Below are 25621 nucleotides of genomic sequence, written 5' to 3'. Positions count from 1 at the left end.
GCTCCCACAGTTGATTGGATTTTCAATTCGGCAGGGTGTGATCAGATCCAGTGGTGGATGGGCCAGCCAGCTTGTTCCGCATGGGCGCGCAATACTGGATCGGGGTTCACTACTTGCGGATGATCCACTTTCAACAGCAACGGTAGATCATTACGCGAATCCGAGTAGAAATACGCCCCCTCCAACGTCTCGCCCTCCTGCTCCAGCCACTCCAGCAAACGCGTGATCTTGCCCTCGCGGTAAGTCAGTACGCCCACGGTTCGCCCGCTGTACACGCCATGACTGACCTCCAGTTCAATACCCAGCACTTCATCAATGCCGATCCGCGCTGCAATAGGCTGGACCAGATGGGTGCCCGACGCGGAGATCACCAGAATCCGGTCGCCATTTGCGCGGTGACGGGCGATGGCCCTGGTGGCGTCGCTGTAGATCAGCGGCTCGATCACGTCCTCGACCCACGGCTCTACCAGGTGCTCGATTTCCGCCGGTGTGCGGCCAATCATCGGCTCCAGGCTGAAGTCCATGTAGTCTTCCATCTTCAGCTCGCCCTGGCTGTAGGCGTCCATCAGTTCGTTGTTCTTGCGCATGAACGACGCCGGGTCGACCCAGCCCAGGCGGCCCATCTGCTCGCTCCACAGGGTGGCGCAGTCGCCGTGGATCAAGGTGTCGTCCAGATCAAAAATTACCAATGCCATCGGTCGTGCTCTCTCAGTAAATCGTTGCGTCAGGCTACTTCACACAGGGCGCTTGGGTCGATGGAAAGTGCCAGGCGCTGGCCGTCCGGATGCAGATCGTCGGCCGAGCGGTTGAGCACGTCCACCACCAGTTCCACGCCGCGCGCCTCGATGCGATAGCGGATCACATTGCCCAGCAGGCTGTGGCTGCGTACCAGGGCGTCGAGTTCGCCGCTGCGGCTCAACTCGATGGCCTCGGGGCGAATGGCGATGCGGCTGTTGATCGGACGTTGCAGCAGTTGGGTCGCCTTGTCGGCATCCAGCAGGTTGTAGTTGCCGATGAACCCGGCGGCGAATACGTCGACCGGCGCGGTGTAGAGGGTCTCGGCGTCGCCGCTCTGGACGATCTTGCCCTGATTCATCAGGAAGATGCGGTCGGACATGGTCAGGGCTTCTTCCTGGTCATGGGTCACGAAGATCGTGGTCAGGCCCAGTTCGCGCTGGATCTGGCGGATCTGTTCGCGCAGGTGCTTGCGAATCCGCGCATCCAGCGCCGACAACGGCTCATCCAGCAACAGCAGGCGCGGGCGGGTCACCAGGGAGCGGGCGAGGGCCACGCGCTGGCACTGGCCGCCGGACATCTGGTGCGGGTAGCGGCCGGCGAGGTCCTTGAGTTCCACCAGTTGCAGCACTTCCTGCACGCGCTTGTGGCTGTCGTCGGCGTTGACCTTCTGCATGCGCAGGCCAAAGGCGACGTTCTGTTCCACGGTCATGTTGGGAAACAGCGCATAGCTCTGGAACACCATGCCGATGTTTCGTTTCTGCGGGCTCAGCGGGACGATGTCCTGGTCATCCAGCAGGATTTTGCCACTGTCCACCGGCGTCAGCCCGGCGATGCAGCGCAGCAGCGTGGACTTGCCGCAACCGGACGGGCCGAGCAGGGTGACGAACTCACCCTTGGCGATCTCGCAGTTGATGTCACTGAATACCGGGGTGCCGGCGTAGCCTTTTTGCAGGTGTTGGACGCTGACGAAGCTCATTGGCTTTTGTCCTTGTTCAAGATATTGGCGGCCCAGGTCAGCACCAGCACAAAGAAGAAATAGGAGATCACGACGGCACTGGTGAAGTGGCCGCTGCTGTTACGCATGTTGTTCAGGTACACCTGCAACGTTTCGTAGCGGGTGCCGACGAGGATGTTGGCGAACACGAACTCGCCGAACAGGAACGAGAATGACAGCAGCAGCGCCACCATCAGGCCTTTGCGCAGGTTCGGCAGCACCACCAGGATCGCCGCCTGCCAGGTGCTGGCGCCGAGCAGTTGGGAGGCGTCCATCAGGTCGCGCAGGTTGATCGCTTGCAGGTTGTTGGTGATCGCGCGGTACATGAACGGCAGGGCGACGGTGAAGTAGCAACCGATCAGGATCCACGGTGTGCCGACCATCGCCAGCGGCCCGGAGCCGTAGAGTTGCAGCAGGCCCACGGACGACACCACCGGCGGCACCGCGAAGGGCAGCAGGATCAGGATGTTCATTAGCGCATCGAGTTTCGGGAAGTGGTAATGCACCACGAACAGCAGCGGCAGTATCAGCACCACCGACAGGATCAGCGCGCCGACGCACACCAGCAGCGACTGCCCGAACGCCATCAGAAAGCGCGGGTCGCTCCATAACTGCACGTACCACTTCAGGGTAAAACCGGCAGGCAGGATGGTCGCCGACCAACTGCTGGCGATGGAGTAGACAAAGGTGCCCACCAGCGGCAGCACCAGGATCGCAAACAACACATACACCACCACACGGTGGTAGAGGGAGGCCGGGCCGGCTTCAGCGCGAGACATGGTAGCTCCTCTTGAGCAGCAGTTGATGGACCACCGTGACCACGGTCATCAGCGCCACCAGTACCACGGCCAGGGCGCTGGCCATGTTCGGGTCGAGGGACACGTCGCCGGACACCAGCCCGGCAATACGGATCGGCAGCACGTTGAAGTTGCCGGTGGTCAAGGCATACACCGTTGCATAGGCGCCCAGGGCGTTGGCCAGCAGAATCACGAACGTACCGAGCAGGGCCGGAGTGAGCACCGGCAGGCCGATATGCCGCCAGAACTGCCAGCCATTCGCGCCGAGCAGTGCAGCCGACTCACGCCAGTCTTCGCGCAATGCATCGAAGGCCGGGTACAGCAGCAACACGCCCAGGGGAATCTGGAAGTAGGTATAGAGGATGATCAAGCCGGTCTTCGAGTACAGGTTGAAGTCCTGAATGATCCCCGCCTGCTTGAGCATGATCGTAATGCTGCCGTTGAAACCGAGCAAAATGATGAACGCGAACGCCAAGGGCACACCGGCAAAGTTGCTGGTCATGTTGGCGAAAGCGGTGACGAAATTGCGCAGCGGCGAATCCACCCGGCGTAACGAGTAGCTGCCCAGCGTGGCGATGATGATGCCGAATATGCTGGAGTAGAAGCTGATTTCCAGGCTGAACTGGATGGCTTGCAGGTAGAACTTCGAGCTGAAGATGCGCACGAAGTTTTCCATGCCCCAGCCGGCCTCTTCGGTTTGCAGGCTGTTGATCAGCACCCATACCAGCGGGGCGATTTCGAACACGATAAAGAACAGTGCGAAGGGCACCAGACACAGCAGCGCCAACCATTTGCCTCGGGTCATTTCAACAGCTCCCGGCAGACAGGTTTGTCGTGGGGCGCGCCCAGCAGTTCACAGACGGTGCCGCACAGGTCGGTCTGTTTCGGCGTGGCGTTGGGGTCCAGGCTGAAGGCATCGCCGAAGACAAACAGCGGCACTTCGCGTTCCTGCGCCAGCAGGCCGTTGTGGGAACGATCGTTGTTCATGCCGTGGTCGGCGGTCACCAGCACTTGGTAGCCGGCGTCGAGCCAGGCTTGCAGGTAATCGGCCAGGATAATGTCAGCCGAGCGTGCGCTGTTGCGGTATTGCGGGGTGTCAAGGCCGTGCTTGTGGCCGGCGTCGTCGATGTTCATCGGGTGCACCACCAGGAAGTTCGGTGCGTGTTTGCGGCGCAGGCTTTCGGCGTCGGCAAACAGGTGGGAGTCTGGGTAGTGGTCATGCCAGTAGAAATGCCCGTGCTGGATCGCCAGTGCCTTGTCGTCGGTATGACGGTCGCGGGCGGCGAGGAAGGGGGTGCGGTTATACAACTCGCTGACCCAGTGGTAAGCCGCCGCTGCGGTGGACAGACCGGCATCGGTGGCGTAATGGAAAATGCTGCGCTGGTTGGACAGGCGCGAGACGTTGTTGTGGACGATGCCGCTCTGGATCGGAGGCACGCCGGTGAGTATGCATTCATACAGCGGGCGGGACAGGGCGGGCAGTTCACATTCCAGCTTGTAGAGGGCTGCGCGTCCTGCGCCGACATAGGCCTGCAAGTGCCCCATGGCGTGCCTTGCAACCTCGAAGTTGAGGCCGTCGAGCACGACAAGGATGACATTGTGCTTCATGGGGGGAGGCGCTCCGCAACAGTAGGCTTGACTCAATTTCTCTGACACAACCGGACCAAATTGTGGGAGCAGGCAAGCCAGCTCCCACACCGACCGCATTTCAGGTCTGTTATTTCATCTCTACGATGACTTGCTCGTTCCACAGTTGTGGCAGCTTCTTGGCAGTCGCTTCCCAGGCGTCGGCATCCTTGATCGGTTGCGGGTTGGCCTTGGTGTACTGCTCGCCCGGGATCAGGTTCTTGGCGATTTCGGCCGGCAGTTTCAGGTCGGTTTCAGCGCGGATCGGGCGCGCATTGCCCTTCGCCAGGTTGAGCTGGCCGGCATCGCTGAAGATGTATTCGCGGGTCAGCTTGGCGGCGTTCGGGTGCTTGGCGTATTTGTTGATGATGGTGGTGTAGCCGGATTTCACCGAACCGTCGGATGGGATCAGCACCACGTAGTCATCCGGGTTGGCCATCTTGGCCTTGTAGCTGAGGCCGTTGAAGTCCCAGACCACGCCCACTTCGACTTCGCCTTTTTCCATGGTGGCGATGGTCGGGTTGGACAGGCCAAGGCGACCTTGCTGGGCAATCTTGGTGAAGAACTGCAGGCCTGGGGCGATGTTCTTTTCGTCGCCTTTGTTGGCGATGGCCGCCGCCAGCACGCCATTGGCCGCTTGGGCCGCAGTGCTTACGTCACCGATGGAAACCTTGTACTTGCCGGTCAGCAGGTCAGCCCAGCTGGTAGGCACTTCAGAGCCGTGCAGCAGCTTCTTGTTGACGATAAACGCGATGGTGCCGGTGTAGGCCAGGGCCCAGTGACCGTCTTTGTCCTTGGCCCAATCCGGCACCTGCGCCCAGGTGGACGGTTTGTACGGCTGGGTCACGTCCTGCTTCACTGCAATCGGGCCGAAGGCCGCGCCGACGTCGCCGATGTCGGCGCTGGCGTTGTCTTTCTCTGCCTTGAACTTGGCGATTTCCTGGGCCGAGCTCATGTCGGTGTCGATGTGCTTGAGGCCGTAGGTCTTGGCCAGGTCTTCCCAGGTGCCTTTCCAGTTGGCCCAGTCATCGGGCATGCCGACGCTGTTGACGGCGCCTTCCGCTTTCGCGGCGGCTTCAAGGGTTTTTAGATCGGTATCAGCGGCCATGGCGGCGGTGCACATGGCAATGGTCGAGCCTAACAGTGATGCCAGGAAAAGCTGTTTCATCCGAAGCTCCTTTGGGCGTTATCAACGCTGCGTTTTTATGAACGATTGCGGGGGGCGATTCATCACTGATTTCTTGGGGCGCGTCCCAAGAAATCAGTGATGAATCGCCCCAGTTGGTCTAGGTCAGCAATACCTGAGCCAATTTAGGCCCGGTGGATGACAGTTTCATGTCGATGTCGTTTTTAAATCGCTGATGTCGCTGCGCTCAGAGTGAGCGTAGACCATGCCCAGGTGCCCGCATTGATTGGACTTGGCCGATGTATTGCAGGGTGTTCTGCGCGGGGCAGACACGGACTGTCATCTGTCGGTCATCTGCAATGCCTAGGCTGACATGCAACTGCAACAGCCCAAATACAGCGCGGTTTCTGCACCCGAACGGTGCTGGTCTAGTCCAGATAGGTAACGTTGATGCGTGATGAGGCAATCAAGGCGGTGACATCCATCGGCCTGGCGCTGCAAGAGCAGATCGACCACGGCCTGTTGCCGCCCGCCAGCAAACTCCCGGCCGAGCGCAAGCTCAGCGAGTTGTTTGGTACCACCCGGATCACGGTGCGGGAAGCCTTGTTACAACTGGAGGCCCAGGGCCAGATCTATCGCGAAGAACGCCGTGGCTGGTTTGTCTCGCCGCCACGGCTGGCCTACAACCTGATGCAGCGTAGCCACTTTCACGCGATGGTCAGCGACCAGGGGCGGGTGGCGTCCACCGAAGTGATCTCGGCGCGCTTGCAGCCGGCGTCGGCAGCGGTGTGTGCGTGGTTGCAGTTGCCGGCGTTGTCGAGTGTGATCCAGATCTGCCGGGGTCGGCGGATCGACGGGCGCCTGGTGCTGTATGTGGAGCACTACCTGAACCCACAGTATTTCCCGGGGATTCTGGACTGCGATTTGAATCAGTCGATGACCGAGTTGTATGCCCGCAAGTACGACCTGCACTACGGGCGGGTGCGCTTTGAAATCGTGCCGACGTCACTGCCGGTGGAGGCTGCCGCGACGTTGCGTGTGTCGGTGGGCAGCCCCGGCTTGCGCATTGCCCGGGTCAATTATGACCAGCACCAGCGGTTGATCGATTGTGACCTGGAGTTCTGGCGGCATGATGCGATCCACGTGGGCGTGGATGTGGTGTGACCCTCGCCACAGTTGGATTTAGGGTGTGAGTGCCTTGAGCACCTGATCCACATTGGTTTCCAGCTCTGCCACCGGGTCTGCGCCATCCACATTCAATACCAGCAGTTGCGAACCGCCAGCGGCAACCGCCGCTTTTACCGCTTCGCTTGGCTGCCGGTGATGCAGCACCACGGCCACGTCGTTGTCTTTGAGCTCGGCACTGAGTTTCTGCAAGGCCTGCGGCGTCCACTCGGCGTCCGGCCGCGCATCGGTGCTGATGACTTCCAGGTTCAAGCTGCTGACCAGATACGCAAAGTGATCGCTCAGGCTGACAACGCTGAGGTTGTCTGCCTTGGCCAACCGCGCTTCGCTGTCGGCGGTGAGTTTGAGCAGGCGCTGTTTGAGGGCGGCGAGGTTGGCGTCGATCTTTGGCTTGGCACTCGGCGCCAGGCGGCTCAGGTCGGCGGCCAGCACGTCGGCCATGCGCCCCAGGTTGTTGCTTGATTGCCATGGCTGGCTGTTCAAGCCGTCGGCCACGCCGGGCTGCACGGCGATGCCCGGCAGGCCGCCGTCTACCGGGCGTGCGGCGTCGATTTCGACGATGCGGATGTTGCTGCGTCGCGCTACCGGGTACAGCGGGTCATCGGCCCACAGCGAGCGCAGGCCGATGGCGGCGTCGGCATCCGCGGCCAGCTTGCCCAGCGCCGGGGCGCCACGGCCGGTGAAGTAGGACACCTGCCGCGAACCCGGTAGGTTGGCTGGCGCGGCGCGTTCGAGTTGCACGTCGGTGCCTTTGAGCAAGACCTCGGCCAAGCCGTAGGTGACCGGCAGCGAAGCCAGCACCTTGACCGGCTTTATCGAGGTGGCCTTGCTGAGCGCGGCATGGCCGAGGCCGTGGTTGGTTTTGAAACCGTTGGGCTCGAAACCGTCGACAGCCAGTGCCGAGGTACTGATCAAACAAGCGATGGCCAAGGCCAGTGGGCGAAAGACGGGGCGCATTATCCTAGATTCCCTTTGAGGCTGGGCACGGTGCCGCGTGCGATGGCGGCGAGGGCGAAGGCGATGCCGGCCATCAGGATGATCGCGGCACCGGACGGGATCGGCAGGTCGAAGATGATCGGCAGCAGGATGCCGCACAGGGTGCTGACCGTGGCGATCACCACCGAGATCCAGAAGAAGCCCTTGAGTGACTGGCTCAACAGGCGTGCCGCTGCGGCCGGGATCACCAGCAACGCACCGACCAGGATCGCGCCGATCACCTTGACCGCCGCCACGGTGATCAGCGTCACCAGGATCACGAACAGATAATCCAGGGTCTTTACTGCCACGCCACGCACCGCCGCCAATTGCGGGTTGAAGCTGGCGAGCATGATGCGGTTGTACAGCGGCAACGCCAGGGCCATCACCAGCGCGCCGACAATCGCCAGCACCAGCAGGTCATTGCCGTTGACGGTCAACACCGAGCCGAACAGCACGTTTTCGAGGATGTGCACGTTGATCTTGCCCGCCAGGATCAGCAGCAGGCTCGCGCCCAATGCCAGCGACACCGAGAGGAACACGCCGATCAGGGTGTCCGGCGCCAGGCCCGTACGGTTGCGCAGGTAGTTGAGCAGGATGCCGAACAGCAGGCAGTAGCCAAACAACGCGCCATACGGCCCGGTGTAGGGTTCGCCGAGCAGGATGCCCACGGCCACGCCGGTCAGTGCGGCATGGCCGACCGCTTCGGAAAAAAACGCAAAGCGCTTGACCACCACCAGCGTGCCCAAACCACCGAGTACCGGCCCGATCAGCAGGCCGGCGAGCAGCGCGTTGACCACAAAACCATAGGCCAGCGCTTCCGGCAGGTACCCGGAAGAGGCCCAGCCCTGGACCATCAAGCGAAAAGCTTCATAACTCATTGCGCCGGGCTCCGAGGGTGGGTGGAGAACAGGGTCAGCAGGCGATCCGGGGTCAGTGCTTCTTTGGGCGTGGCGTCGAACAGCACGCGGCGGTTCAGGCCGGTGACGCGGTCGGCCAGGCGGCCGACGGCTTCGAGGTCGTGCTCGATCCACAGCACGGTGATCCCGGCCAGGCGCCAGTCATTGAGCAGGCGTTCGAACACCTGGATGCCGGCTTCATCGAGGGCCGACATCGGCTCATCCAACACCAGCAATTGCGGCGCCGGGATCAGCCCCTGGGCCAGCAACACGCGCTGACGTTCACCGCCGGACAGCGCGCCCATACGGCGCTTGCGCTTGTCCTGCATGCCAACGCGCTCCAGGGCATCGCCAATCGCGCTGGCGTAGTGTGTGGACAGGCCAAGAAATGCCGGGCGGCGCTGGCACATGGCAGCCATGAAGTCATCTACGGTCATCGGCAAGCCGCGGTCAAATTCCAGTGCCTGGGGGACGTAGCCGACGGTACCCACGGCTGTCGGCCAGTGCAGGCGCAATTGCCCCTGGTGCGGCGTTTGCCCCAGCAAGGTCTTGATCAGCGAGCTTTTGCCGCCGCCGTTGGGGCCGACCAGCGCGTGGATGCTGCCCGGCTCTACCTGGAAGCTCACGCCGTCGAGGATCGTGGTGCGGCCCAGGGTCAGGCAGATTTTGTCGAACTCGATCGTCGGGCCGACGCTGGCGACTTTCAGTTGCTCCGCCGCCGTCATGCTCCCGACTCCTGGATCGCCCGCACCACGGTGTTGAGGTTGCCGGTCATTTCCTTTTCGTACTTTTCAGGCGTGTATTCGCCGTAGGAAATATGCGACAGCGGGTACAGCTTGACCCCGGACTCACGCTGGATGGTCTCGACGTAGGTCGACGGGAAATCCATCTCCGAGAAGATCACCTTCACGTCCAGCGCGCGCAGTTCATCAATGGTTTTCTTCAACTGGCTCGGGCTCGGCTCGATGCCGTGGGCCGGTTCGACCACGGCGGTGACTTCCAGGCCGAATTCGCGCAGCAAGTAGTCGTAGGCCGCGTGCACGGTGGCCACGCGCAGGTCCGGGTTGGGCGCGCTGGTCAGTTTGGCCAGGGCGTCGGCGCGCATCTGGCGCAGGCGCTTGCCATAGGCGCGGGCATTCTGGGTGTAGGTCTTGGCGTTGTCCGGGTCGAGCTTGCCCAGCTCGCGGGCAATGTTGTTGACCTGGGCAATCGACGCGCTGATCGACAGGAAGGTGTGCGGGTTGACCACCTTGCCCGCACCGCGTGCGGCATTGCCGGTGGCGGCCAGCAGCGGCACGTTGGCGTTGGCTTCGATCACCGGGATGTCCGGGCGCTCGCTGGTGGCGATCATGCGGTCGGCGAAATCATCATGGCCGACGCCATTGAGCACGATCACGTCGAGGCTGCCGATGCGCTTGATGTCATCGGCGCGCGGCTCGTAGGCATGGGGATTGAAACCGGCGGGAATCAACGGCACGACCTCGGCCTTGTCGCCGACGATATTGCTCACATAGCTGTAGTACGGGTGCAGGGTGATGCCGATGCGCAGGCGCTTGGCCGCTTCGGCATTCGCCAGCGGGGCGAGCATCAGGCTGAGCAGGCCAACCAGCAACAGGCGCAACAGGGGGGATGAAATAGACATGGGCAATCGGTCTTCTCGTTCAGTGGCGGTGCTGGCGCGTCACGCCGGCATCGAATTGCGTGACCACCTGTTGCCAGCCGGCTGCGATCAGCGCCTGGTCAGAGAGGTCGGAAGGAGCGGCCAGGTTGGCGCTGCGATTGAGCCAGACATCCGGCTCGGTACCGTGCACGCGCATCAGCAGCGACCCGGCGGTGCCCGGCGCCTGGCTCAGGCCCAGGTAGGACGATGGCTCCAGCACCTGCCAGCGATGGTCGCCGCGGCTGACTGAACTGGCGTCCTGGGCGAAGGGCGCGAAGCCTTCTTCGGCCAATTGCGCGGGCGTTGGCAGGGCGCTGTGTTCCTGCTGCAGCAACTGGATTTCATCCAGGGTCACCCGCAGGTCGGCGTAGATCCCTTGCTCGGCGGCGCTCAGGTCGCGGCGTGCGTCGAGTTGATGGCTGGGCACGGCCGCGACGGTCTGGGTTTCGCCGTGCAACGCGATCACCGAGCCCGCCACCGCGAGGATGATCAGGCACAGCAGCAGGACGTAGAGGGTTTCGTGGCCGGCCCCGGCGGGGCGGACAACCTGTGTGGTACTCATTGTGGCTGGATGTCCGCTTGGTCGATTTCCACCACGTGGCCAGGGCCCGCATCAAACAGCACGTAGAACTCCGCGGAGGGTTTCTTGAAGGTCAGGGTCGAATCCTGGCCGAGCTTGCCGGGCACCAGGATGGTTTCGTCGTAGCCGATCACATCCAGGGTCACGCCGGGCGCGCCGCTGCCATCGGAGAAGCCGCCTTTGCACTGGATCTGCTCGCCGGGGATTTCCTTGCATTCGCACATCGGGTTGTGGGCCAGGGCCAGGGTGCTGAAACCGGCACCGATCAACAGGGCCGCGCAGGCGCGCGTCAGGCGCATCAAAGTCATGGTTTAACTCCTTGCTTGTTCAGCCAGGCAATGGTGGCAGGCGAGGCCTGGCTCAGCGGGATGGAACCCTGGTGCATGCTGCCGTCCCAGCCTTCCATGGTGATCCACACTTCGGCGTCTACCGGCGTGCGTTCCGGCACCGGCAGGGCGGCACCCATGCGGTACGGCGTGCCAAAGAAGATCACCCCGGCAGCCCGCAGGCTGCGAGGCTTGCCGATACGCAGGTAAGTGGCCTTGACCTGCTCGGCACAGGTGTCGCACAGGGCGGCGTTGAAGAACTTCATCGGGCCTGCCGGGTCCGGGCTCGGGCCTTCATTGCGAAACTCGGCGAGGGTCAGGCTCCAGGGCCCGACCTGCACGTCACCGGCTACGCGTTCGCCGATACCGCTGTCACCGCGGAACAACGCGGCGTCGGCAAAGTATTTGGGCATGAAGCCCAGAGGGATCAGCAACAGCAGGACATTGATGTGAAAACGCCACTTCAGCCAAAAGGCCCGCAGGGGCGAAGGCGGTGCGGCAAGGACCTTGCTCATGGGCGGGCCTCCGAAGTTTCAGCCTGCATGGCCGGGATAGCAGCCGGCGCGCGTTGCGTCTTGGCTTCGCGCTTGAGGGCATTGAGGGTGGCCAGGGCGGTGCGTTTGGTCCAGATCAGCAGGCCGCTCAAGACCATCATGCTCATGATCAGGCCGAAGAACGCCCAGATCAGCTTGATCCACAGGCCACCGAAGTCGCCGGTGTGCAGCGGGCGCATGGACTCGGTGACGAACTCCAGCTTTGAACGGTCGGAAAGCAGGTGCACGGCGGCGACCTCTCCGTCGTAGGGGTTGATCTGTGCGGTCTGGTACATCAGCGGGTACCAGCCGCGGCCACCAATCTGCAGGTGGCTGTAGGCGTTGAGCGGCAGGCTGACGAAACTCGCCTCCAGGCCCGGGATGCGCTGGGTGGCAATCTTGATTGCCTCGTCCACCGGAATCATCGGTGCCGGCACGCCGGGCTGCGACATGGGCACCTTTTCCCGGGCAATCACCGGGATCACAGGCTCCGTGGAGATCGAAATCTGGTTGTCCCCCAGGATCGCGCGGATCAGGAACCAGATGCCGGTGACAGCGATCACCAGGATGAACCAGATCGACCAGATCCCGCTCAGGCGGTGGAAGTCACCCCAGAAGATCCGCGCACCGTGGCGCACCCGCAGGGTCGGGCGCAGGAAGCCTTTCCAGAATTTCTTGTATACCACCAACCCGGTTACCAACGACGCCAGCAACGGAATGCCGAGCGCCGACACCAGGTACCAGCCCCAGCTGTAGCCATTGGTGAACGGCACCAGCCACCAGCCGTGCAGGGCGCGGGTAAAGGCCTGGAAGTTGAAGGACGGGCTGATGCCCTGGATCTTGCCGGTATACGGGTTGACGTAGACCTCCACCGAGCGCCCATCCGGGTAGCTGAGGTCGACGCTGAGGGCGAAATGCGATTCGTCGGGACGGCTGATCGACTGGACGAACACCTGGGGCTCATCGCGCTTGATGGCGGCGATCACCTGATCATAACTCAGCGGTTCGGCATCGTCCGATGGCTTGCTGGCGCGGATATCCGGGTTTGCCAGCCAGACGATCTCCTGGCTGACCACCGCCAGGGTGCCGGTGACGCAGACGATCAGTACAAAGAACCAGATGGGCAATGCCAGCCAGCTATGTACGAGAAACCAGAGTTTTGAGCGTGACTTCTTCGACATGTGAATGCGGGTCTTGATCGGAGGGGGGCGATGGAGGCCCGGGAAAGGCCGGTCGTAGCTTTTGCTGACGCGACGGGCTGTATCTAAGTTAAGACGGATGAGAATGAGAAATCCCTAACCGATAAATGAAAGTAAATGTTTCAGTGGCCTGTGAGCGAACACGTGATCACCCCGCAGCAGGGCTTTATCCTGCCTTGAGGTGGCAGCTGTGTTTTTCGAGGCCGGCGAACATGCAGGGACTCCTGATGCTGAGTACCTGCATCCTGGAATCACACGGGGCAAGGGTGAACGCGTGGGAGGGGGCAGGCCCCCTTCCACATTGTGATGGTGTTGCTCGTGGAGTCTCAGCCTTGCTGGAACATTTCCATGGCGCGTTGGCGGATCTGCGCTTCGGTCAGGTCTTCTTTGTGGGTGGCCACAAACCACACATGGCCGAACGGATCTTTCAGCGTGCCGCAGCGGTCGCCGTAGAACTGATCCTTGGGTTCAGAGATCACGGTGCCGCCGGCGGTGATGGCTTGTTTGTACTGCTTGTCGACGTCGTTCACATAGAGGTGGATGCCGACGCTGGTATGCCCATCGCGCGGGCTGCCAAAGGCACTTTCATCACAGGGCGAGCCCAGCATGATCGGCGAGCCGCCGATGCGCAGTTCCGCATGGCCGACCTTGCCGTCGGGCATGTCCAGGCGCATGACCGCAATAGCATCGAAGGCTTTTTTGTAGAACTCGATCGCTTCGGCGGCTTTTTCGATGCCCAGGTATGGGGTAATGCTCTGAAAGCCCTCGGGGATAGGTTTGACGCTCATTTCGTTCTCCTTAGATGGTGGTTTTGGAGGGACGGCCTTTTCACTATAGGTCACACCTTCGTGGCAACCACATTGACTGGCCCTTCACGTGGGCTCCAGCAACTGCGCCCCCGGCCCGCGCTCACCCAGTTGATCACCCTGATTACGCAACGGGCATGCTTCCAACGACAAACACCCACAGCCAATACAGCCGTTGAGCTTGTCGCGCAGCAGCAATAACTTGTTGATCCGTTCGTCGAGGTCTTCACGCCACAACGCGGATAGCCGCTCCCAATCCTTGGCCGTTGGTGCGCGCCCATCCGGCAAGGCATGCAGCGCTTCGCCAATGGTTGCCAGGGGAATCCCCAAACGCTGTGCGATCTTGATCACCACCACCCGTCGCAGCACATCCCGTGGATAACGCCTTTGGTTGCCCGCGTTACGATTGCTTTTGATCAGGCCCTTGGCCTCGTAGAAGTGCAGGGCCGTGACTGCCACGCCGCTGCGGGCGGCCAGTTGGCCAACAGTGAGTTCCTTGTTGAGCATGCATAAACTCCGAAACAGCGCTTGACCTCTAGTTAACTAGAGGTTTTACCCTGCGTGGCATCGAATCGCAAGATTCTGCCTACAGAGAAAGGGGAGTGTTCATGCAGGTATCAGAGAAGAATCGCGGTTTCACTCAACTGATCGAATTTCACATCGAACCCCGGCAGCAAGTTGCCCTGGTGGCGGCGTTGTCCATCCAAAGCGAACGCCTGGCCCAGGACCATGGCGGTTTTTTGAGTGCGAGCGTGCAGGTCAGCGATGACGGGCGGCGGGTGCTCAATTGTCTGCAATGGCAGTCCCGCGAGGATGGCGAGGCGGCGTTCCAGCGCTTTGAGCACGGCGAGGATGATTTCTGGACGCTGATTCGCGCCCACCAGGCCACGGCCGTGACCTTTGGTTCGTTCCAGGTGCTGCGCAGTTTCGAGCGCAGTCATGACGATGCGTTGCACTGCCGCCTAAATGGATAAGTGCAACATCCGTTCGCCTTGCACGTTTTCCCTCGGGCGACGTTTGTTCACCGCCAGCTCGCCGATCTTGATCAGGCGTGTACGTGTGACGTTGCGGCTCAGGCCCAGCAGGTTGGCGGTGTGCACTTGGTTGTAGTGGCTGAAACGATAGGCGGCACGCAACAGTGCATCCTCGACCTTTTCGTGCAGGGCACCGGCCTGTTCTTCGAAGAGTTTCTGGAAGGCTCGCTCCAGTAGCGCTTCGGCACTGTTGTCGGTGGCGTGCTGGCTGTCGTCCTGGCGCTCGATGCGCAGGTTCGACAGGCGCAGGTCGTCGCGTTCGATCACGCCGTTGCGGCAGATCAGCAAGGTGTGGTGAATCACGTTTTCCAGCTCGCGGATATTGCCCGGCCAGCTGTAGCTTTTAAGCTTGTGTTCGGCCTCGCGGCTGATCGTGATCGGCCCGTAGCCCAGGCGCTGGCTGTAGGCTTCGATGAAATGCCGGGTCAACGGCAAGATGTCGCCGGGGCGTTCGCGCAGTGGGCTGAGTTCCAGGCTGACCACGTCGAGGCGGTAGTAGAGGTCTTCGCGGAAATGCCCGGCGTTGATGGCCTTTTCCAGTTGCACGTTGGTCGCCGCCAATACACGCACATCAATCGCAATGCTCTTGCGCGAACCCAGGCGTACGACTTCGCGCTCCTGTAGGACGCGCAGCAACTTGACCTGGATCGCCATCGGCAAATCGCCGATCTCGTCGAGAAACAAGGTGCCGCCGTCGGCCTCCTCGAACCAGCCGGCCTTGGCACTGAGGGCGCCGGTGAAGGCGCCTTTTTCATGGCCGAACAGTTCGGCTTCCACCAGGGATTCGGAGAACGCCCCGCAGTTCACCGCCACGAATGGCCGGTTGCGCCGCGCGCTGAGGTTGTGGATATGCCGTGCCACCAGCTCTTTACCGGTGCCGGTCTCGCCGATGATCAACACGCTGGCTTCGCTGGGCGCCACTTGCTGGATGTGGTCGAGCAGCGCCTGGGATTTGGGGTCTTCGAAGACCTGGGCAGTGGCGCGGATCGAGGTCGCAAGGGCGGGCGAGGGCGGTAAGGTTAAAAGCTGCATGGGCACCTCTTCTTAGGAGTAGAACGTCGGAGTCGGCAGGGATTGGTTCAACGCCCAGTCCCCCAGTTCATGGAGTTTGTAGTCCACTGGATCGTGCAGGGTCTGGGTGCGCAGGTTGCGCCAGTGGCGGTCCAGGCGCAGCGACGCGTGGGTGGAGCGTGCACCTGTGACTTCAAACAGCCGGCTGCACAACTCCAGGCCCTGGCGGGTGGCGGCGACCTTGGCGGTGGCGATGGCAATCGCCAGTTGGCCACGTTCGTGTTCACGGAGGTTGGGGCCTTTGGCCCAGGCCTGGTCGAGCAAATCGGCGGCACGTTCCACTAACAGGCGCACGCCTTCCAAGGCCACCCAGAACTCGCCGTAGTGATGCAGCACGTACGGGTCGTTGCGCACCTCGGCGGCGGAGGATTTATGCCAGGCACGGGTTTCGGTGAGGGTGTAGTTGCGCGCTTCTTCGAAGGCGCCTTCGGCAATTCCGAGAAACATGTGCGTGAAGGTCAACTGCGCGATCAGTGGGCGCAGGCAGGCGAAGGGCGTGCTCAGCGGGCCGGGATCGAGCAGCAGTTCCGACTCTTCGACGCGGACCCGCTCGAAGCTGGCGCTGCCGCTGTCGGTCTGGCGCTGGCCGATGTTGTTCCAGTCGTTGTGCAGGGTGATGCCGCTGCGCCCGCTCGGGATGGCGGCGATCAGCAGTTTGCCGCCGGCGTTTTCATCCACCGCCGAGGCGATGAGCATTTCCGAATCGCTGGCGCCGGAGCAAAAACTTTTCTTGCCGGAGAACTCACGCCAGCCACCGAAGTCCTTGACCACCGTGCGAGTGTCCAGCGGGTTGAGGGCGTTGCCCCAGAACCAGTTTTTGCGTGCGGTCTGTTCGAACCAAGGTTGCCATTGGTCCGGGCGCGAAAACAGGCGCACGGTGGCGAGCATCAGGTGGTGGAAGCCGAAGACGTGGGCGATGGAACTGTCGACCTTGGCGAATTCACGCACGACGCCCAGGGTGTCGCTCCAACGTGCGCCGAGGCCGCCGTATTGGGTGGGAATACTCAGGGCCAGCAGGCCGCTGTGGCGCAGCGCGTCGCGTTCGGCCTTGGGCGTGCCGCCGCGCTCGTCGCGTTCGACGGCGCTGAGGGCGAATTCGGCGGCCAGCAGTTTGGCTGTCTGCAAGGGGGAAGGCAGGACGCTGTGGGGTTTGGCTGTCACGCGGGTTTCCTCACTATCGATTTGGTAATGAAGGCCAAATGAGGGAGCGGGCTTTTGTGGGAGCTGGCTTGCCTGCGATAGCATCACCTCGGGCTAACTGACATACCGAGGTGTCTGCATCGCGGGCAAGCCCGCTCCCACATAAAGCCGCTCTCACGGCCCTCAAGCCTTTTTCGTGGGCAGTACATCGTTGGCAATCATTTCGCCGAATGGACCAGTGAGGTTGGTGATACCGCGCCCGGCGAGGCTGGCGTATGGCTCCGGCAACAGCGGGAACACCAGTTCGGCAAAGCGATATGCCTCTTCCAGATGCGGATAGCCGGAGAAGATGAAGCTCTCGATGCCCAGGTCGGCGTACTCCTTGATGCGTGCCGCGACCTGTTGCGGGTTGCCCACCAGCGCCGTGCCGGCACCGCCGCGCACCAGGCCGACACCGGCCCACAGGTTGGGGGCGATTTCCAGGTTGTCGCGGCGCCCGTCGTGCAGGGCGGCCATGCGACGCTGGCCTTCGGAATCAAAGCGCGAGAAGGATTTTTGCGCAGCGGCGATGGTTTCATCGCTGATGTGCTCGATCAGTTTGTCGGCGGCTTTCCAGGCGTCTTCTTCGGTTTCGCGCACGATCACGTGCAAGCGAATGCCGAACTTGACGGTGCGGCCGTGACGGGCGGCGCGCTCACGCACATCCGCGAGTTTCTCCGCGACGGCAGCGGGCGGCTCGCCCCAGGTCAGGTACACGTCGACCTGCTCGGCGGCGAGGTCGTGGGCCGCGTCGGAGGACCCACCGAAATACAGCGGTGGGTAGGGCTTCTGCACGGGTGGGTAAAGGGCCTTGGCGTTCTGCACGCGCAGGTGTTTACCTTCGAAATCCACCGATTCGCCCTGCAACACGCGACGCCAGATCTTGAGGAACTCGTCGGAGACTTCGTAGCGTTCGCTGTGGTCGAGGAAACTGCCGTCGCCGCGGTTCTCGTCGGGGTCGCCGCCGGTGACCACGTTGATCAGCAGGCGGCCGTTGGACAGGCGATCCAGGGTTGCGGCCATGCGTGCTGAAACGGTCGGAGAAATAATCCCGGGGCGGATCGCTACCAGATAGCGCAGGCGTTCGGTCAACGGCACCAACGCGGAAGCGATGACCCAGGAGTCTTCGCACGAGCGTCCGGTAGGAATCAGCACGCCGTGGTAACCCAGGCTGTCAGCCGCTTGCGCGACTTGCTTCAGATAATTGAGGGTGACTGGCCGTGCACCTTGGGTAGTGCCCAGGTAATGACCGTCGCCGTGAGTCGGCAGAAACCAGAAAACATCCATGACAAATCCTTAAGCGATTTTCAGCAGGGAGGGGAAGTGCGCTGCAAACAACGGTGCAGCGCGTTCTGCCGCAAGACGGATACGGCCCTTCAAGGGCTCACTGGTTATTTGGTAGTCGGTGAAGTCGGCTTCGGTGGCGTACACACCAATCGGCAAGGTCAATGCCTGGAAGAAGCTGAACAGCGGACGCAACTGGTGATCGAGGACCAATGCGTGGCGTTCGCTGCCGCCGGTGGCGGCCAGCAGCACCGGGGTGTTGATCAGCGCGTTGAGGCCGACCAGGTCGAAGAGGTGTTTGAGCAGGCCCGGGTAGGAGCCGCGATACACCGGCGCAGCGACGATCAGCAGGTCGGCCTGCTCGATGGCCAACAGTTGGCTTTCGACCTCGGCCGGCAATTCGTCGCGGGACAGCGCACCGCCCAGTGGCCGGGCAATGTCGCCCAACTCGATCAAGGTGGTCTGGATGGGCAGCAGGGTGGCGAGTTCCGCCAGCACGGCCTGGGTCAATACGAGGGTACGGGACGGGCGCCAGGTTCCGCCGGAGAGGGCAACGACATTCAGGGGACGGGTCATGAACAGTTCCTTTTTCAACAGTGGTTCACAGCAGGTGTGCAGCGTGTTGAGCAAGAGCTGTACCAAAGGCTGCGGGCCTTGAGTGGCGTGGGCTGTGGGCTCAGTGCTGGAAACTCCTGGTGTTGTCGGCCTGCTGATTTGTTGAATGGCTGTTGCCTGGGCAACAGTTGCGTGGCGAACAGTGCCCGTTGGGTGTGTTGCCATTTATAGAGGGTTAGGGTTATTCCGTAAATGAACGTATTTCCATATTTATAGATCGATAAAGAATATAAAAGGCGTAGCTATCGAAGGTGCCTCGGCGGCTGATAGCGACTATCACGGCAGGTGATTTTTCCCTGCCCAGGGGCGGGAGTAGCCTGTGTTCATTGACTCGAAACCCACTTCGCAGAGCCGCCACCATGAACCGATTGCTTGCTGTTGCCTTATTGCTTGTCACTTCCGTCGTCGCCGGGTGTGCGACTCATCCTGCGCCTGAGTTGCGTCCCTATTCGGTGGAAGAAAGCAGGCAGTTGGCCCTTGAAGCGCTGAGCCGTCGCGGCTTGTCGTTTGATGAATACCAACAGCAGCGTGCGGCACTGTTGGGGCAGCCACAAAAGTCCTACAGCTTCGATCGCCAGGGTGAAATGAACGCCGAACGCAGCGTAACCCTGCATGGTCGTCCCAGTTGAGTGGGGCATTGGCAGCGAAGAACCCGAGGTTTCCCTTAAGGAACCTCGGGTTTTTGTTTTCCATGGGGCGACTTCAGCCTGTTAAGCTGAATTTCAGGAGCGTTCCTACGCACATTTGCCTAAAGTGGTCCTTTTTTAATGGCATCCGATCGGTTAAACCTGACGACCTCTGTCCCGGTCGATGCCCCTGAGACGCTGCTCTCGGGAACCTGCTCTGCGAGTCTTTAATCTCATGAATAAACGTCCGTTGTATTTCGACTACGCCGCCACCACGCCGGTGGATGAGCGGGTCATCCAGGTCATGGTTGACTGCCTGGGTTTCAACGCTAATTTCGGCAACCCTGCGTCCAGTTCCCACGCGTTCGGCCAAGCCGCCCGGCAAACGGTCGAGCAGGCACGTCGCCAGGTTGCCGAACTGGTCGGTGCCGCGCCTGAGCAAATCGTCTGGACTTCCGGCGCGACGGAATCGAACAACCTCGCGATCAAGGGCGTGGCCCAGGCACGGGGCGTGGCGGGCGGGCATATCATCACCAGCCAGATCGAGCACAAGGCCACCCTGGATACCGCGCGGCAACTGCAGGAAGCCGGCGTGGCCGTGACCTATCTGGTGCCGGACGCCGATGGGCTGATCAGCGCCGATGCGGTCAGCGAAGCGTTGCGTGAAGACACCTTCCTGGTATCGCTGATGCTGGTGAACAACGAACTGGGCACACTCAACGATATTCCGGGCATTGGCGCGCGGGTGCGTGAACACGGTGCGTTGTTGCACGTGGATGCTGCGCAGGGCGCGGGCAAGGTGGCGATTGACCTGGGTGAGTGGCCGGTGGACTTGATGTCGTTTTCCGCGCACAAACTGTATGGCCCCAAGGGCATCGGCGCGTTGTATGTGGGGCCGCGGGCGCAGCAGAAGGTGTTGGCGCAGATTCACGGCGGCGGCCACGAAGGCGGCTTGCGCTCCGGCACCCTGGCGACCCATCAGATTGCTGGCATGGGCATGGCATTCGCGCTGGCAGCGGCGTCTTTTGTCGAAGAGAAGGCTGTGATCGTGGGGTTGCGCCAACGTCTGCTGGAGCAGTTGGAGTCGGTTGGCGGTGTGCGCCTCAATGGCAGCGCCACCCAGCGTATTCCCCATACCCTCAGCCTCACATTTGGCGAAGGTGAATTCAACGCTGCGGCCTTGAGCGCGGGCATGGCGTTTTCTGCGACCTCGGCCTGTAATTCGGCAAGCAATGCACCGTCCCACGTACTTCTGGCGCTGGGGCATGATGCGCGCAGCGCCGGGCGTACCATTCGCTTGAGCCTCGGACGGTTTACCACCGAGCAGGATATTGATCAGGCCGTGCAGTTGATCAAGGCGGCATTCGCCAGTGCACCGGCGTTCTGGGCGGTCTGAGCCATTTTTCGCAACACATAATAATTATTCGTGGTTAGCAGGAGACACAATGAGTACGCAGCCCTTGACCCATGGAACGGTTCCCCAGCGCCTGGCGCAGACCCGCGAACTGATGCGCCGCGAGGGCATCCACGCCCTGCTGGTGCCGTCGGCCGACCCGCACCTGTCCGAGTACTTGCCAGGTTATTGGCAGGGACGGCAATGGTTGTCGGGGTTCCATGGTTCGGTGGGGACGTTGATTGTCACTGCGGATTTCGCCGGTGTGTGGGCCGATAGCCGCTACTGGGAACAGGCAACCAAGGAACTCAAGGGCAGCGGTATCGAGTTGGTGAAACTGCAACCGGGCCAACCAGGGCCGCTGGAGTGGTTGGCCGAGCAAACTCCGGAAGGTGCGGTAGTGGCGGTTGATGGTGCGGTAATGGCCGTGGCTTCGGCGCGGACCCTGGGTGCAAAACTGGCAGAACGCGGCGCACGCCTGCGCACCGACATCGACCTGCTGAACGACGTCTGGCAAGATCGCCCGCCGCTGCCGGACCAACCGATCTATCAGCACTTGCCGCCGCAGGCCACCGTCAGCCGTGGCGAAAAGCTCACGGCGCTGCGTGCCAGTCTGAAAGAGAAGGGTGCTGAGTGGCACTTCATCGCCACCCTGGATGACATCGCGTGGCTGTTCAACCTGCGTGGCGCGGATGTTTCGTTTAACCCGGTGTTTGTGTCCTTTGCGTTGATCAATCAACAACAGGCCACTTTGTTTGTGGCGCTTAGTAAGGTCGACACTGCGTTGCGCGCGGTGTTGGAGCAGGACGGCGTAACCTTGCGCGACTACAGCGAAGTGGCGGATGCGTTGCGTGCGGTGCCATCGGGTGCCACTTTGCAGGTTGATCCTGCGCGCGTGACGGCTGGGCTGTTGGAGAACCTCGATGCTGGCGTCAAGCTGGTGGAAGGCATTAACCCGACCACACTGGCCAAGTCCCGCAAGAGCCTGGCGGATGCGCAACACATCCGCCAGGCGATGGAGCAGGATGGGGCCGCGCTGTGTGAGTTCTTTGCCTGGTTGGACAGTGCGCTGGGGCGCGAGCGCATCACCGAGCTGACCATCGACGAACACCTCACCGCTGCGCGTACGCGTCGTCCTGGGTATGTGTCGCTGAGCTTCAATACCATCGCTGCATTCAACGCCAATGGCGCGATGCCGCATTACCACGCAACCGAGGAAGAGCACGCGCTGATCGAAGGCGACGGTTTGTTGCTCATCGATTCGGGCGGCCAGTACCTGGGCGGTACAACCGACATCACGCGGATGGTGCCAATCGGTTCGCCGAGCGAGGAGCAGAAGCGTGACTGCACTCGTGTGCTCAAGGGCGTGATCGCCTTGTCTCGCGCTCATTTTCCCAAGGGCATCCTGTCGCCGCTGCTGGATGCCATCGCACGTGCGCCGATCTGGGCTGAAGGCGTGGACTACGGCCATGGTACAGGGCACGGTGTAGGTTATTTCCTCAACGTGCATGAAGGCCCGCAGGTGATCGCCTATCAGGCGGCCGCTGCGCCGCAAACGGCGATGCAGGCGGGCATGATCACCTCCATCGAGCCGGGCACTTACCGTCCGGGACGCTGGGGCGTGCGTATCGAGAACCTGGTGTTGAACCGGGAAGCGGGCAAGACCGAATTCGGCGAGTTCCTCAAGTTTGAAACCCTGACCCTGTGCCCGATCGACACCCGTTGCCTGGAGCTTTCGCTGCTGACGGCGGATGAGCGTGAGTGGTTCAACGCCTACCACGCCGAAGTGCGCGAGCGCCTCAGCCCGTTGCTCAGTGGCGCCGCGCTGGAGTGGTTGCAGGTGCGTACGGCGGCTATTTGATCAGGGCTTCGCGCACAAACTCCAGACGGTCCTGACCGAAGAACAGCTGGTTGCCTACAAAGAAGCTGGGCGCACCGAACACGCCGCGTTGAACGGCTTGTTCGGTTTTGTCCTTGAGGGCGGTTTTTACATCGTCATCGTTGGCCAGGGCCAGGACCTGCTCTGGATCAAAACCATGCCCGGCAAGGACACTGGCCACGACGGCTGGATCGCCCAGGTGCAGACCTTCGACCCAGAGGGCATGGAACAGGCAATCGACAAAATCGTCGAAGCGCTCGGGTTGGCGCATCTGCATGCCGGTGACGGCACGCATCAGCACCAGGGTGTTGATCGGGAAGTGCGGGTTGAACTTGAGCGTCACGCCGTAGCGTTGGGCGTATCGCGCCAGGTCATCCAGCATGTAGCGACCTTTGGCGGGGACCATAATCGGCGATGCGTTGCCGGTGGCCTTGAATACGCCACCCAACAACATGGGCTGGTACACCAGTTGCGCCGCGGTTTCAGCGCACAGTGCCGGTAGTTGGGTATAGGCGAGATAGGTGGCCGGGCTGCCGAGGTCGAAAAAGAACTCCAGGGTTTTGCTCATGATCGATGCTCGCTGCTTATGGTTATGGTTATGGTTATGGGGCGTGCTTACCAAGGTTCATTCCAGGGGCGCAGGTCCAGCTCGAAGGTCCAGGCGTCTCTGGGTTGGCTATGCAGGTACCAATAGTTTTCGGCAATGTGTTCGGGGTTGAGGATGCCGTCCTGGTCCTTGAGCGCATACTTTTGCGGAAAGTTGTCGCGAATGAAGTCGGTATCGATGGCGCCATCGACCACCACGTGGGCGACGTGGATATTTCTCGGGCCCAGTTCTCGCGCCATGCTTTGTGCCAGAGCGCGGATCCCGTGCTTGGCCCCGGCGAACGCGGCGAAACCTGCTGCGCCGCGTAAACCGGCGGTAGCGCCGGTGAACAGGATAGTGCCTCGGTTACGGGTGACCATGCGTTTGGCGACTTCACGGGCGTTCAAGAAGCCTGAGAAACAGGCCATTTCCCAAATCTTGAAATACTTGCGCGCCGTTTCGTCAAGGATGCTGCAGGGCACGTTGGCGCCGATATTGAAGACGAACGCTTCAATGGGGCCGAGCTCGGTTTCGATTTTCTCGATCAGCGCGATCACGTCTTCTTCTTTACGTGCGTCGCAGGCAAAGCCATGGGCTTCGCCGCCGGCCGAGTGAATGCTGTCGACCAGAGGTTGTAATTTGTCGGCGCTACGACGGGTGACACAGGCCACATACCCTTCCTGGGCGAAGCGCCTGGCGATGGCGCCGCCGGTGGCATCACCGGCGCCCACTACCAATACGATTTTCTTGTTGTGTGTCATGGGAACTCCGTTGGCTCGATTGTCGAGCAGGAGTCTAGACGCAACACCGCGAGGGGCTGGGTATGTATCAGGAATTTAAGATGAGCAGTCGGAGGCTGACTGCTCGGTCGTTTACTTGCAGATGACGATCATGCTGCGGCTGGTGTAGCCGGCGGGGTTGAGGCCGAAGGGGTAGTCCCCTGGCTCTTCGGAGTTGTCACCCGACTTGGCGATAACCCGGTAGCCTTTGGCGCCGCAGGAGTTGGTTGCACTGGTGTAGCACTGCTCCCAGGAGGACGACAGGCCGGAACAGTTGATATGCAGCCCTTTTTTGCCCCGTTTTACTTCTGTCTTGGTGGTCGCGGCACAGCCGGCAATCGCCACGATCATCAACAGCATCAAAATTCGCTTCATTCCCATCCTTAATAGCCGCTTCGCAATACTTGAAGCTGGCTCTACTCGCTCTCGAGTGTAGCGTTCGCGCTGTCCTTGTCGAAAGTCTCCATGAATGACATTCGTTTGCGGCTTTAACATGGCCTAAATAAGCGGCAAATACCAGAGCTACATTTCGATATGACTCAATCGGCAGGAACCAGCGGTTTGGAGCCGCTGCCCATCGTCAGCGTCGCCCCGACAGACGCCAGGATGATGCAGGTAATGGCCAGCCATTGCGCGAGGGAGAGGTGTTCTTGCAGGAAGAGCAGGCCTGAAAGTGCGCCGAATGCCGGTTCGATACTCATGAGCGTGCCAAAGGTGCGGGCGGGGAGACGTGTCAGCGCGACCATCTCCAGTGTGTAGGGCAGGGCAGTGGACAGGATGGCGACGCCGATAGCGATCGGAATCAGTGCAGGGGTCAGCAATGCGGCGCCGGCGTGGACGATTCCGATTGGCGCAATGAACAACGCGGCAATCATCACGCCGAGGGCAGCTGTTTGGACGCCGTTGTCGTTACCTGCTTTCTGGCCGAACAGAATATAGAGTGCCCAGCAGACGCCTGCGCCGAGTGCGTAGGCGGCGCCGATCAGGTCGATGCCGTGGCTGGTTTCTCCTGTAGGGATCAACAACAGCAGGCCAATGATGGCAAGGCCGATCCAGAGGAAATCCACCGCGCGCCGTGAGGCATATATCGCTACCGCGAGAGGGCCGGTAAATTCGAGTGCTACCGCAATGCCCAAGGGCACGCTGCGCAAGGACATATAGAAGAGGAAGTTCATGCCTCCCAATGCCAGGCCGTAGACGACGACGGTACGCAAGGATTTGGCTGTCAGCTTGGCGCGCCAGGGGCGTAATAGAAGCAGCATGATCACGCTGGCAAAAATCAGGCGCAGGGCGGTGGTGCCTTGTGCACCGACGATAGGGAACATGCTTTTGGCGAGCGAAGCGCCGGTCTGCACGGAAGCCATGGCGATCAACAGCAGGCCGACAGGGAATAATGTCGAGGCCAGGCTGCGAGAAGAGATGGTCATTGAGAGGGGGTGTCCGAGATCATTTTAAGAGTGGCGTAGGGCGCTATGATGCTCAACTGTTTAGCGTTGAGCAATATATTGCTCAGTCATTGGCGTTGTCCTTTCTATATAGAGTGGTTTTGGCGGTTTTCAGGCTAATTGATAGTAAAAACAAATTAATGGTTGACGGCAGATTCTGGATGTCTATAATTCGCCCCACTTCCGGCGCAGTCGAAACGGAAAACTCTTTGGTAAACAATGAGTTACGCAGTTTTCGGCAGCAGGTTGCTTCAGTTCATCGAAGCGCTCAGGAAGTTGAAAAAGA

Annotated in this window: 29 protein-coding genes; 5 read left to right on the top strand and 24 right to left on the bottom strand. The window is 61.3% G+C overall.

The window, feature by feature from the left end:
- Positions 1 to 41: 41 nt before the first annotated feature.
- The 6 genes from OPU96_RS24745 to OPU96_RS24720 all read right to left on the bottom strand — a co-directional run bounded on the left by OPU96_RS24745 (position 42) and on the right by OPU96_RS24720 (position 5323).
- Positions 42 to 695 carry an HAD family hydrolase gene (locus tag OPU96_RS24745; protein WP_226455495.1) on the bottom strand — a complete coding sequence of 218 codons (654 nt, stop codon included), beginning with the start codon at positions 693 to 695 and terminating at the stop codon, positions 42 to 44.
- Positions 696 to 724: 29 nt separating this feature from the next.
- Positions 725 to 1714, bottom strand: a complete 990-nt coding sequence (locus OPU96_RS24740) for an ABC transporter ATP-binding protein (RefSeq protein WP_192301213.1) — start codon at positions 1712 to 1714, stop codon at positions 725 to 727.
- On the bottom strand, positions 1711 to 2511 hold the full coding sequence (locus OPU96_RS24735; RefSeq protein WP_192301214.1) for an ABC transporter permease: 801 nt from the start codon (positions 2509 to 2511) through the stop codon (positions 1711 to 1713). Before OPU96_RS24735 ends, OPU96_RS24740 begins: the two co-directional genes overlap by 4 nt.
- Positions 2498 to 3334 carry an ABC transporter permease gene (locus tag OPU96_RS24730; protein ID WP_192301215.1) on the bottom strand — a complete coding sequence of 279 codons (837 nt, stop codon included), beginning with the start codon at positions 3332 to 3334 and terminating at the stop codon, positions 2498 to 2500. Before OPU96_RS24730 ends, OPU96_RS24735 begins: the two co-directional genes overlap by 14 nt.
- Complete coding sequence (locus OPU96_RS24725) at positions 3331 to 4137, bottom strand: alkaline phosphatase family protein (RefSeq protein WP_226455496.1); 807 nt, start codon at positions 4135 to 4137, stop codon at positions 3331 to 3333. The genes OPU96_RS24730 and OPU96_RS24725 overlap by 4 nt, the downstream gene beginning before the upstream one ends.
- Before the next feature lie 109 nt (positions 4138 to 4246).
- Positions 4247 to 5323 (bottom strand): ABC transporter substrate-binding protein, encoded by a 1077-nt coding sequence (locus OPU96_RS24720; RefSeq protein ID WP_226455497.1) that lies wholly within the window; start codon positions 5321 to 5323, stop codon positions 4247 to 4249.
- Between the two features lie 408 nt (positions 5324 to 5731).
- Between OPU96_RS24720 and OPU96_RS24715 the strand changes: the two genes are divergently transcribed.
- A complete protein-coding gene (locus tag OPU96_RS24715; protein WP_017734819.1) occupies positions 5732 to 6445 on the top strand; it encodes a UTRA domain-containing protein in 714 nt (237 codons plus the stop codon).
- Positions 6446 to 6463: 18 nt separating this feature from the next.
- On the opposite strand, the gene OPU96_RS24710 is transcribed toward OPU96_RS24715, so the two are convergent.
- From OPU96_RS24710 to soxR, 10 genes are all read right to left on the bottom strand, one after another.
- Entirely contained in the window at positions 6464 to 7423 is a 960-nt protein-coding gene (locus OPU96_RS24710; protein WP_498559868.1) for a metal ABC transporter substrate-binding protein, read from the bottom strand.
- Positions 7423 to 8322, bottom strand: a complete 900-nt coding sequence (locus OPU96_RS24705) for a metal ABC transporter permease (RefSeq protein WP_192301219.1) — start codon at positions 8320 to 8322, stop codon at positions 7423 to 7425. Before OPU96_RS24705 ends, OPU96_RS24710 begins: the two co-directional genes overlap by 1 nt.
- Entirely contained in the window at positions 8319 to 9065 is a 747-nt protein-coding gene (locus tag OPU96_RS24700) for a metal ABC transporter ATP-binding protein (RefSeq protein ID WP_192301220.1), read from the bottom strand. Before OPU96_RS24700 ends, OPU96_RS24705 begins: the two co-directional genes overlap by 4 nt.
- On the bottom strand, positions 9062 to 9982 hold the full coding sequence (locus OPU96_RS24695) for a metal ABC transporter substrate-binding protein (RefSeq protein WP_192301221.1): 921 nt from the start codon (positions 9980 to 9982) through the stop codon (positions 9062 to 9064). Before OPU96_RS24695 ends, OPU96_RS24700 begins: the two co-directional genes overlap by 4 nt.
- Positions 9983 to 10001: 19 nt before the next feature.
- On the bottom strand, positions 10002 to 10562 hold the full coding sequence (locus OPU96_RS24690) for a DUF6162 family protein (RefSeq protein WP_498559867.1): 561 nt from the start codon (positions 10560 to 10562) through the stop codon (positions 10002 to 10004).
- A complete protein-coding gene (locus tag OPU96_RS24685) occupies positions 10559 to 10888 on the bottom strand; it encodes a hypothetical protein (protein ID WP_498559866.1) in 330 nt (109 codons plus the stop codon). The genes OPU96_RS24690 and OPU96_RS24685 overlap by 4 nt, the downstream gene beginning before the upstream one ends.
- The gene (locus OPU96_RS24680; protein ID WP_192301224.1) at positions 10885 to 11421 is read right to left on the bottom strand and encodes a PA2404 family protein; all 537 of its coding nucleotides are present in this window, start codon (positions 11419 to 11421) and stop codon (positions 10885 to 10887) included. Before OPU96_RS24680 ends, OPU96_RS24685 begins: the two co-directional genes overlap by 4 nt.
- Positions 11418 to 12620 (bottom strand): PepSY-associated TM helix domain-containing protein, encoded by a 1203-nt coding sequence (locus OPU96_RS24675; RefSeq protein ID WP_498559865.1) that lies wholly within the window; start codon positions 12618 to 12620, stop codon positions 11418 to 11420. The genes OPU96_RS24680 and OPU96_RS24675 overlap by 4 nt, the downstream gene beginning before the upstream one ends.
- A 344-nt stretch (positions 12621 to 12964) precedes the next feature.
- The gene (locus tag OPU96_RS24670) at positions 12965 to 13426 is read right to left on the bottom strand and encodes a VOC family protein (protein ID WP_226455503.1); all 462 of its coding nucleotides are present in this window, start codon (positions 13424 to 13426) and stop codon (positions 12965 to 12967) included.
- Between the two features lie 84 nt (positions 13427 to 13510).
- Positions 13511 to 13951 (bottom strand): redox-sensitive transcriptional activator SoxR, encoded by a 441-nt coding sequence (gene soxR, locus OPU96_RS24665; protein WP_192301227.1) that lies wholly within the window; start codon positions 13949 to 13951, stop codon positions 13511 to 13513.
- Positions 13952 to 14052: 101 nt separating this feature from the next.
- Here soxR and OPU96_RS24660 point away from each other — a divergent pair, with 101 nt between their 5' ends.
- Positions 14053 to 14418, top strand: coding sequence for an antibiotic biosynthesis monooxygenase (locus OPU96_RS24660; RefSeq protein ID WP_192301228.1), 366 nt, complete (start codon positions 14053 to 14055; stop codon positions 14416 to 14418).
- Here the strand turns inward: OPU96_RS24660 and OPU96_RS24655 are convergent.
- The 4 genes from OPU96_RS24655 to msuE form a co-directional block, all read right to left on the bottom strand.
- On the bottom strand, positions 14407 to 15510 hold the full coding sequence (locus tag OPU96_RS24655) for a sigma-54 interaction domain-containing protein (protein ID WP_498559864.1): 1104 nt from the start codon (positions 15508 to 15510) through the stop codon (positions 14407 to 14409). The two genes, OPU96_RS24660 and OPU96_RS24655, sit on opposite strands and share 12 nt — an antisense overlap.
- A 12-nt stretch (positions 15511 to 15522) precedes the next feature.
- Entirely contained in the window at positions 15523 to 16710 is a 1188-nt protein-coding gene (locus OPU96_RS24650; RefSeq protein ID WP_226455505.1) for an acyl-CoA dehydrogenase family protein, read from the bottom strand.
- Positions 16711 to 16872: 162 nt separating this feature from the next.
- Positions 16873 to 18015, bottom strand: a complete 1143-nt coding sequence (gene ssuD, locus OPU96_RS24645; protein ID WP_226455506.1) for an FMNH2-dependent alkanesulfonate monooxygenase — start codon at positions 18013 to 18015, stop codon at positions 16873 to 16875.
- Positions 18016 to 18024: 9 nt separating this feature from the next.
- Positions 18025 to 18588, bottom strand: a complete 564-nt coding sequence (gene msuE / locus OPU96_RS24640; RefSeq protein WP_498559863.1) for an FMN reductase — start codon at positions 18586 to 18588, stop codon at positions 18025 to 18027.
- A gap of 398 nt (positions 18589 to 18986) precedes the next feature.
- On the opposite strand from msuE, the gene OPU96_RS24635 reads away from it, so the two are divergent.
- From OPU96_RS24635 to OPU96_RS24625, 3 genes are all read left to right on the top strand, one after another.
- Positions 18987 to 19256 carry a hypothetical protein gene (locus OPU96_RS24635; protein ID WP_192301233.1) on the top strand — a complete coding sequence of 90 codons (270 nt, stop codon included), beginning with the start codon at positions 18987 to 18989 and terminating at the stop codon, positions 19254 to 19256.
- Between the two features lie 232 nt (positions 19257 to 19488).
- On the top strand, positions 19489 to 20649 hold the full coding sequence (locus OPU96_RS24630) for a cysteine desulfurase family protein (protein WP_498559862.1): 1161 nt from the start codon (positions 19489 to 19491) through the stop codon (positions 20647 to 20649).
- A gap of 49 nt (positions 20650 to 20698) precedes the next feature.
- Positions 20699 to 22507: an aminopeptidase P family protein gene (locus OPU96_RS24625; RefSeq protein ID WP_498559861.1), complete on the top strand. Its 1809-nt coding sequence runs from the start codon at positions 20699 to 20701 to the stop codon at positions 22505 to 22507.
- Here OPU96_RS24625 and OPU96_RS24620 read toward each other — a convergent pair.
- From OPU96_RS24620 to rhtA, 4 genes are all read right to left on the bottom strand, one after another.
- Positions 22500 to 23093, bottom strand: coding sequence for a 2-hydroxychromene-2-carboxylate isomerase (locus tag OPU96_RS24620; RefSeq protein ID WP_498559860.1), 594 nt, complete (start codon positions 23091 to 23093; stop codon positions 22500 to 22502). The genes OPU96_RS24625 and OPU96_RS24620 overlap by 8 nt on opposite strands.
- 47 nt (positions 23094 to 23140) lie before the next feature.
- A complete protein-coding gene (locus tag OPU96_RS24615) occupies positions 23141 to 23872 on the bottom strand; it encodes an SDR family oxidoreductase (protein WP_226455511.1) in 732 nt (243 codons plus the stop codon).
- A 111-nt stretch (positions 23873 to 23983) separates the two neighbouring features.
- Complete coding sequence (locus OPU96_RS24610; RefSeq protein ID WP_192301238.1) at positions 23984 to 24265, bottom strand: hypothetical protein; 282 nt, start codon at positions 24263 to 24265, stop codon at positions 23984 to 23986.
- A gap of 164 nt (positions 24266 to 24429) precedes the next feature.
- Positions 24430 to 25317, bottom strand: coding sequence for a threonine/homoserine exporter RhtA (gene rhtA, locus OPU96_RS24605; RefSeq protein ID WP_305392361.1), 888 nt, complete (start codon positions 25315 to 25317; stop codon positions 24430 to 24432).
- Positions 25318 to 25621: the final 304 nt, after the last annotated feature.

This window comes from Pseudomonas sp. RP-B7 (assembly GCF_059803535.1).
Note: the sequence above shows the minus strand (reverse complement) of the source record. Positions and strands in the feature narration are given on the sequence as shown.

What these genes read in the sequence shown, in the direction of transcription:
- OPU96_RS24710 (WP_498559868.1), bottom strand. Translation starts at nt 7,423, where the DNA reads ATGCGCCCCGTCTTTCGCCCACTGGCCTTGGCCATCGCTTGTTTGATC.
- OPU96_RS24620 (WP_498559860.1), bottom strand. Translation starts at nt 23,093, where the DNA reads ATGAGCAAAACCCTGGAGTTCTTTTTCGACCTCGGCAGCCCGGCCACC.
- OPU96_RS24720 (WP_226455497.1), bottom strand. Translation starts at nt 5,323, where the DNA reads ATGAAACAGCTTTTCCTGGCATCACTGTTAGGCTCGACCATTGCCATG.
- OPU96_RS24690 (WP_498559867.1), bottom strand. Translation starts at nt 10,562, where the DNA reads ATGAGTACCACACAGGTTGTCCGCCCCGCCGGGGCCGGCCACGAAACC.
- ssuD (WP_226455506.1), bottom strand. Translation starts at nt 18,015, where the DNA reads ATGGATGTTTTCTGGTTTCTGCCGACTCACGGCGACGGTCATTACCTG.
- soxR (WP_192301227.1), bottom strand. Translation starts at nt 13,951, where the DNA reads ATGCTCAACAAGGAACTCACTGTTGGCCAACTGGCCGCCCGCAGCGGC.
- OPU96_RS24700 (WP_192301220.1), bottom strand. Translation starts at nt 9,065, where the DNA reads ATGACGGCGGCGGAGCAACTGAAAGTCGCCAGCGTCGGCCCGACGATC.
- OPU96_RS24740 (WP_192301213.1), bottom strand. Translation starts at nt 1,714, where the DNA reads ATGAGCTTCGTCAGCGTCCAACACCTGCAAAAAGGCTACGCCGGCACC.
- OPU96_RS24630 (WP_498559862.1), top strand. Translation starts at nt 19,489, where the DNA reads ATGAATAAACGTCCGTTGTATTTCGACTACGCCGCCACCACGCCGGTG.
- OPU96_RS24615 (WP_226455511.1), bottom strand. Translation starts at nt 23,872, where the DNA reads ATGACACACAACAAGAAAATCGTATTGGTAGTGGGCGCCGGTGATGCC.
- OPU96_RS24705 (WP_192301219.1), bottom strand. Translation starts at nt 8,322, where the DNA reads ATGAGTTATGAAGCTTTTCGCTTGATGGTCCAGGGCTGGGCCTCTTCC.
- OPU96_RS24655 (WP_498559864.1), bottom strand. Translation starts at nt 15,510, where the DNA reads ATGCAGCTTTTAACCTTACCGCCCTCGCCCGCCCTTGCGACCTCGATC.
- OPU96_RS24610 (WP_192301238.1), bottom strand. Translation starts at nt 24,265, where the DNA reads ATGAAGCGAATTTTGATGCTGTTGATGATCGTGGCGATTGCCGGCTGT.
- OPU96_RS24715 (WP_017734819.1), top strand. Translation starts at nt 5,732, where the DNA reads ATGCGTGATGAGGCAATCAAGGCGGTGACATCCATCGGCCTGGCGCTG.
- msuE (WP_498559863.1), bottom strand. Translation starts at nt 18,588, where the DNA reads ATGACCCGTCCCCTGAATGTCGTTGCCCTCTCCGGCGGAACCTGGCGC.
- OPU96_RS24735 (WP_192301214.1), bottom strand. Translation starts at nt 2,511, where the DNA reads ATGTCTCGCGCTGAAGCCGGCCCGGCCTCCCTCTACCACCGTGTGGTG.
- OPU96_RS24730 (WP_192301215.1), bottom strand. Translation starts at nt 3,334, where the DNA reads ATGACCCGAGGCAAATGGTTGGCGCTGCTGTGTCTGGTGCCCTTCGCA.
- OPU96_RS24745 (WP_226455495.1), bottom strand. Translation starts at nt 695, where the DNA reads ATGGCATTGGTAATTTTTGATCTGGACGACACCTTGATCCACGGCGAC.
- OPU96_RS24660 (WP_192301228.1), top strand. Translation starts at nt 14,053, where the DNA reads ATGCAGGTATCAGAGAAGAATCGCGGTTTCACTCAACTGATCGAATTT.
- OPU96_RS24625 (WP_498559861.1), top strand. Translation starts at nt 20,699, where the DNA reads ATGAGTACGCAGCCCTTGACCCATGGAACGGTTCCCCAGCGCCTGGCG.
- OPU96_RS24680 (WP_192301224.1), bottom strand. Translation starts at nt 11,421, where the DNA reads ATGAGCAAGGTCCTTGCCGCACCGCCTTCGCCCCTGCGGGCCTTTTGG.
- OPU96_RS24685 (WP_498559866.1), bottom strand. Translation starts at nt 10,888, where the DNA reads ATGACTTTGATGCGCCTGACGCGCGCCTGCGCGGCCCTGTTGATCGGT.
- OPU96_RS24725 (WP_226455496.1), bottom strand. Translation starts at nt 4,137, where the DNA reads ATGAAGCACAATGTCATCCTTGTCGTGCTCGACGGCCTCAACTTCGAG.
- OPU96_RS24675 (WP_498559865.1), bottom strand. Translation starts at nt 12,620, where the DNA reads ATGTCGAAGAAGTCACGCTCAAAACTCTGGTTTCTCGTACATAGCTGG.
- rhtA (WP_305392361.1), bottom strand. Translation starts at nt 25,317, where the DNA reads ATGACCATCTCTTCTCGCAGCCTGGCCTCGACATTATTCCCTGTCGGC.
- OPU96_RS24670 (WP_226455503.1), bottom strand. Translation starts at nt 13,426, where the DNA reads ATGAGCGTCAAACCTATCCCCGAGGGCTTTCAGAGCATTACCCCATAC.
- OPU96_RS24635 (WP_192301233.1), top strand. Translation starts at nt 18,987, where the DNA reads ATGAACCGATTGCTTGCTGTTGCCTTATTGCTTGTCACTTCCGTCGTC.
- OPU96_RS24695 (WP_192301221.1), bottom strand. Translation starts at nt 9,982, where the DNA reads ATGTCTATTTCATCCCCCCTGTTGCGCCTGTTGCTGGTTGGCCTGCTC.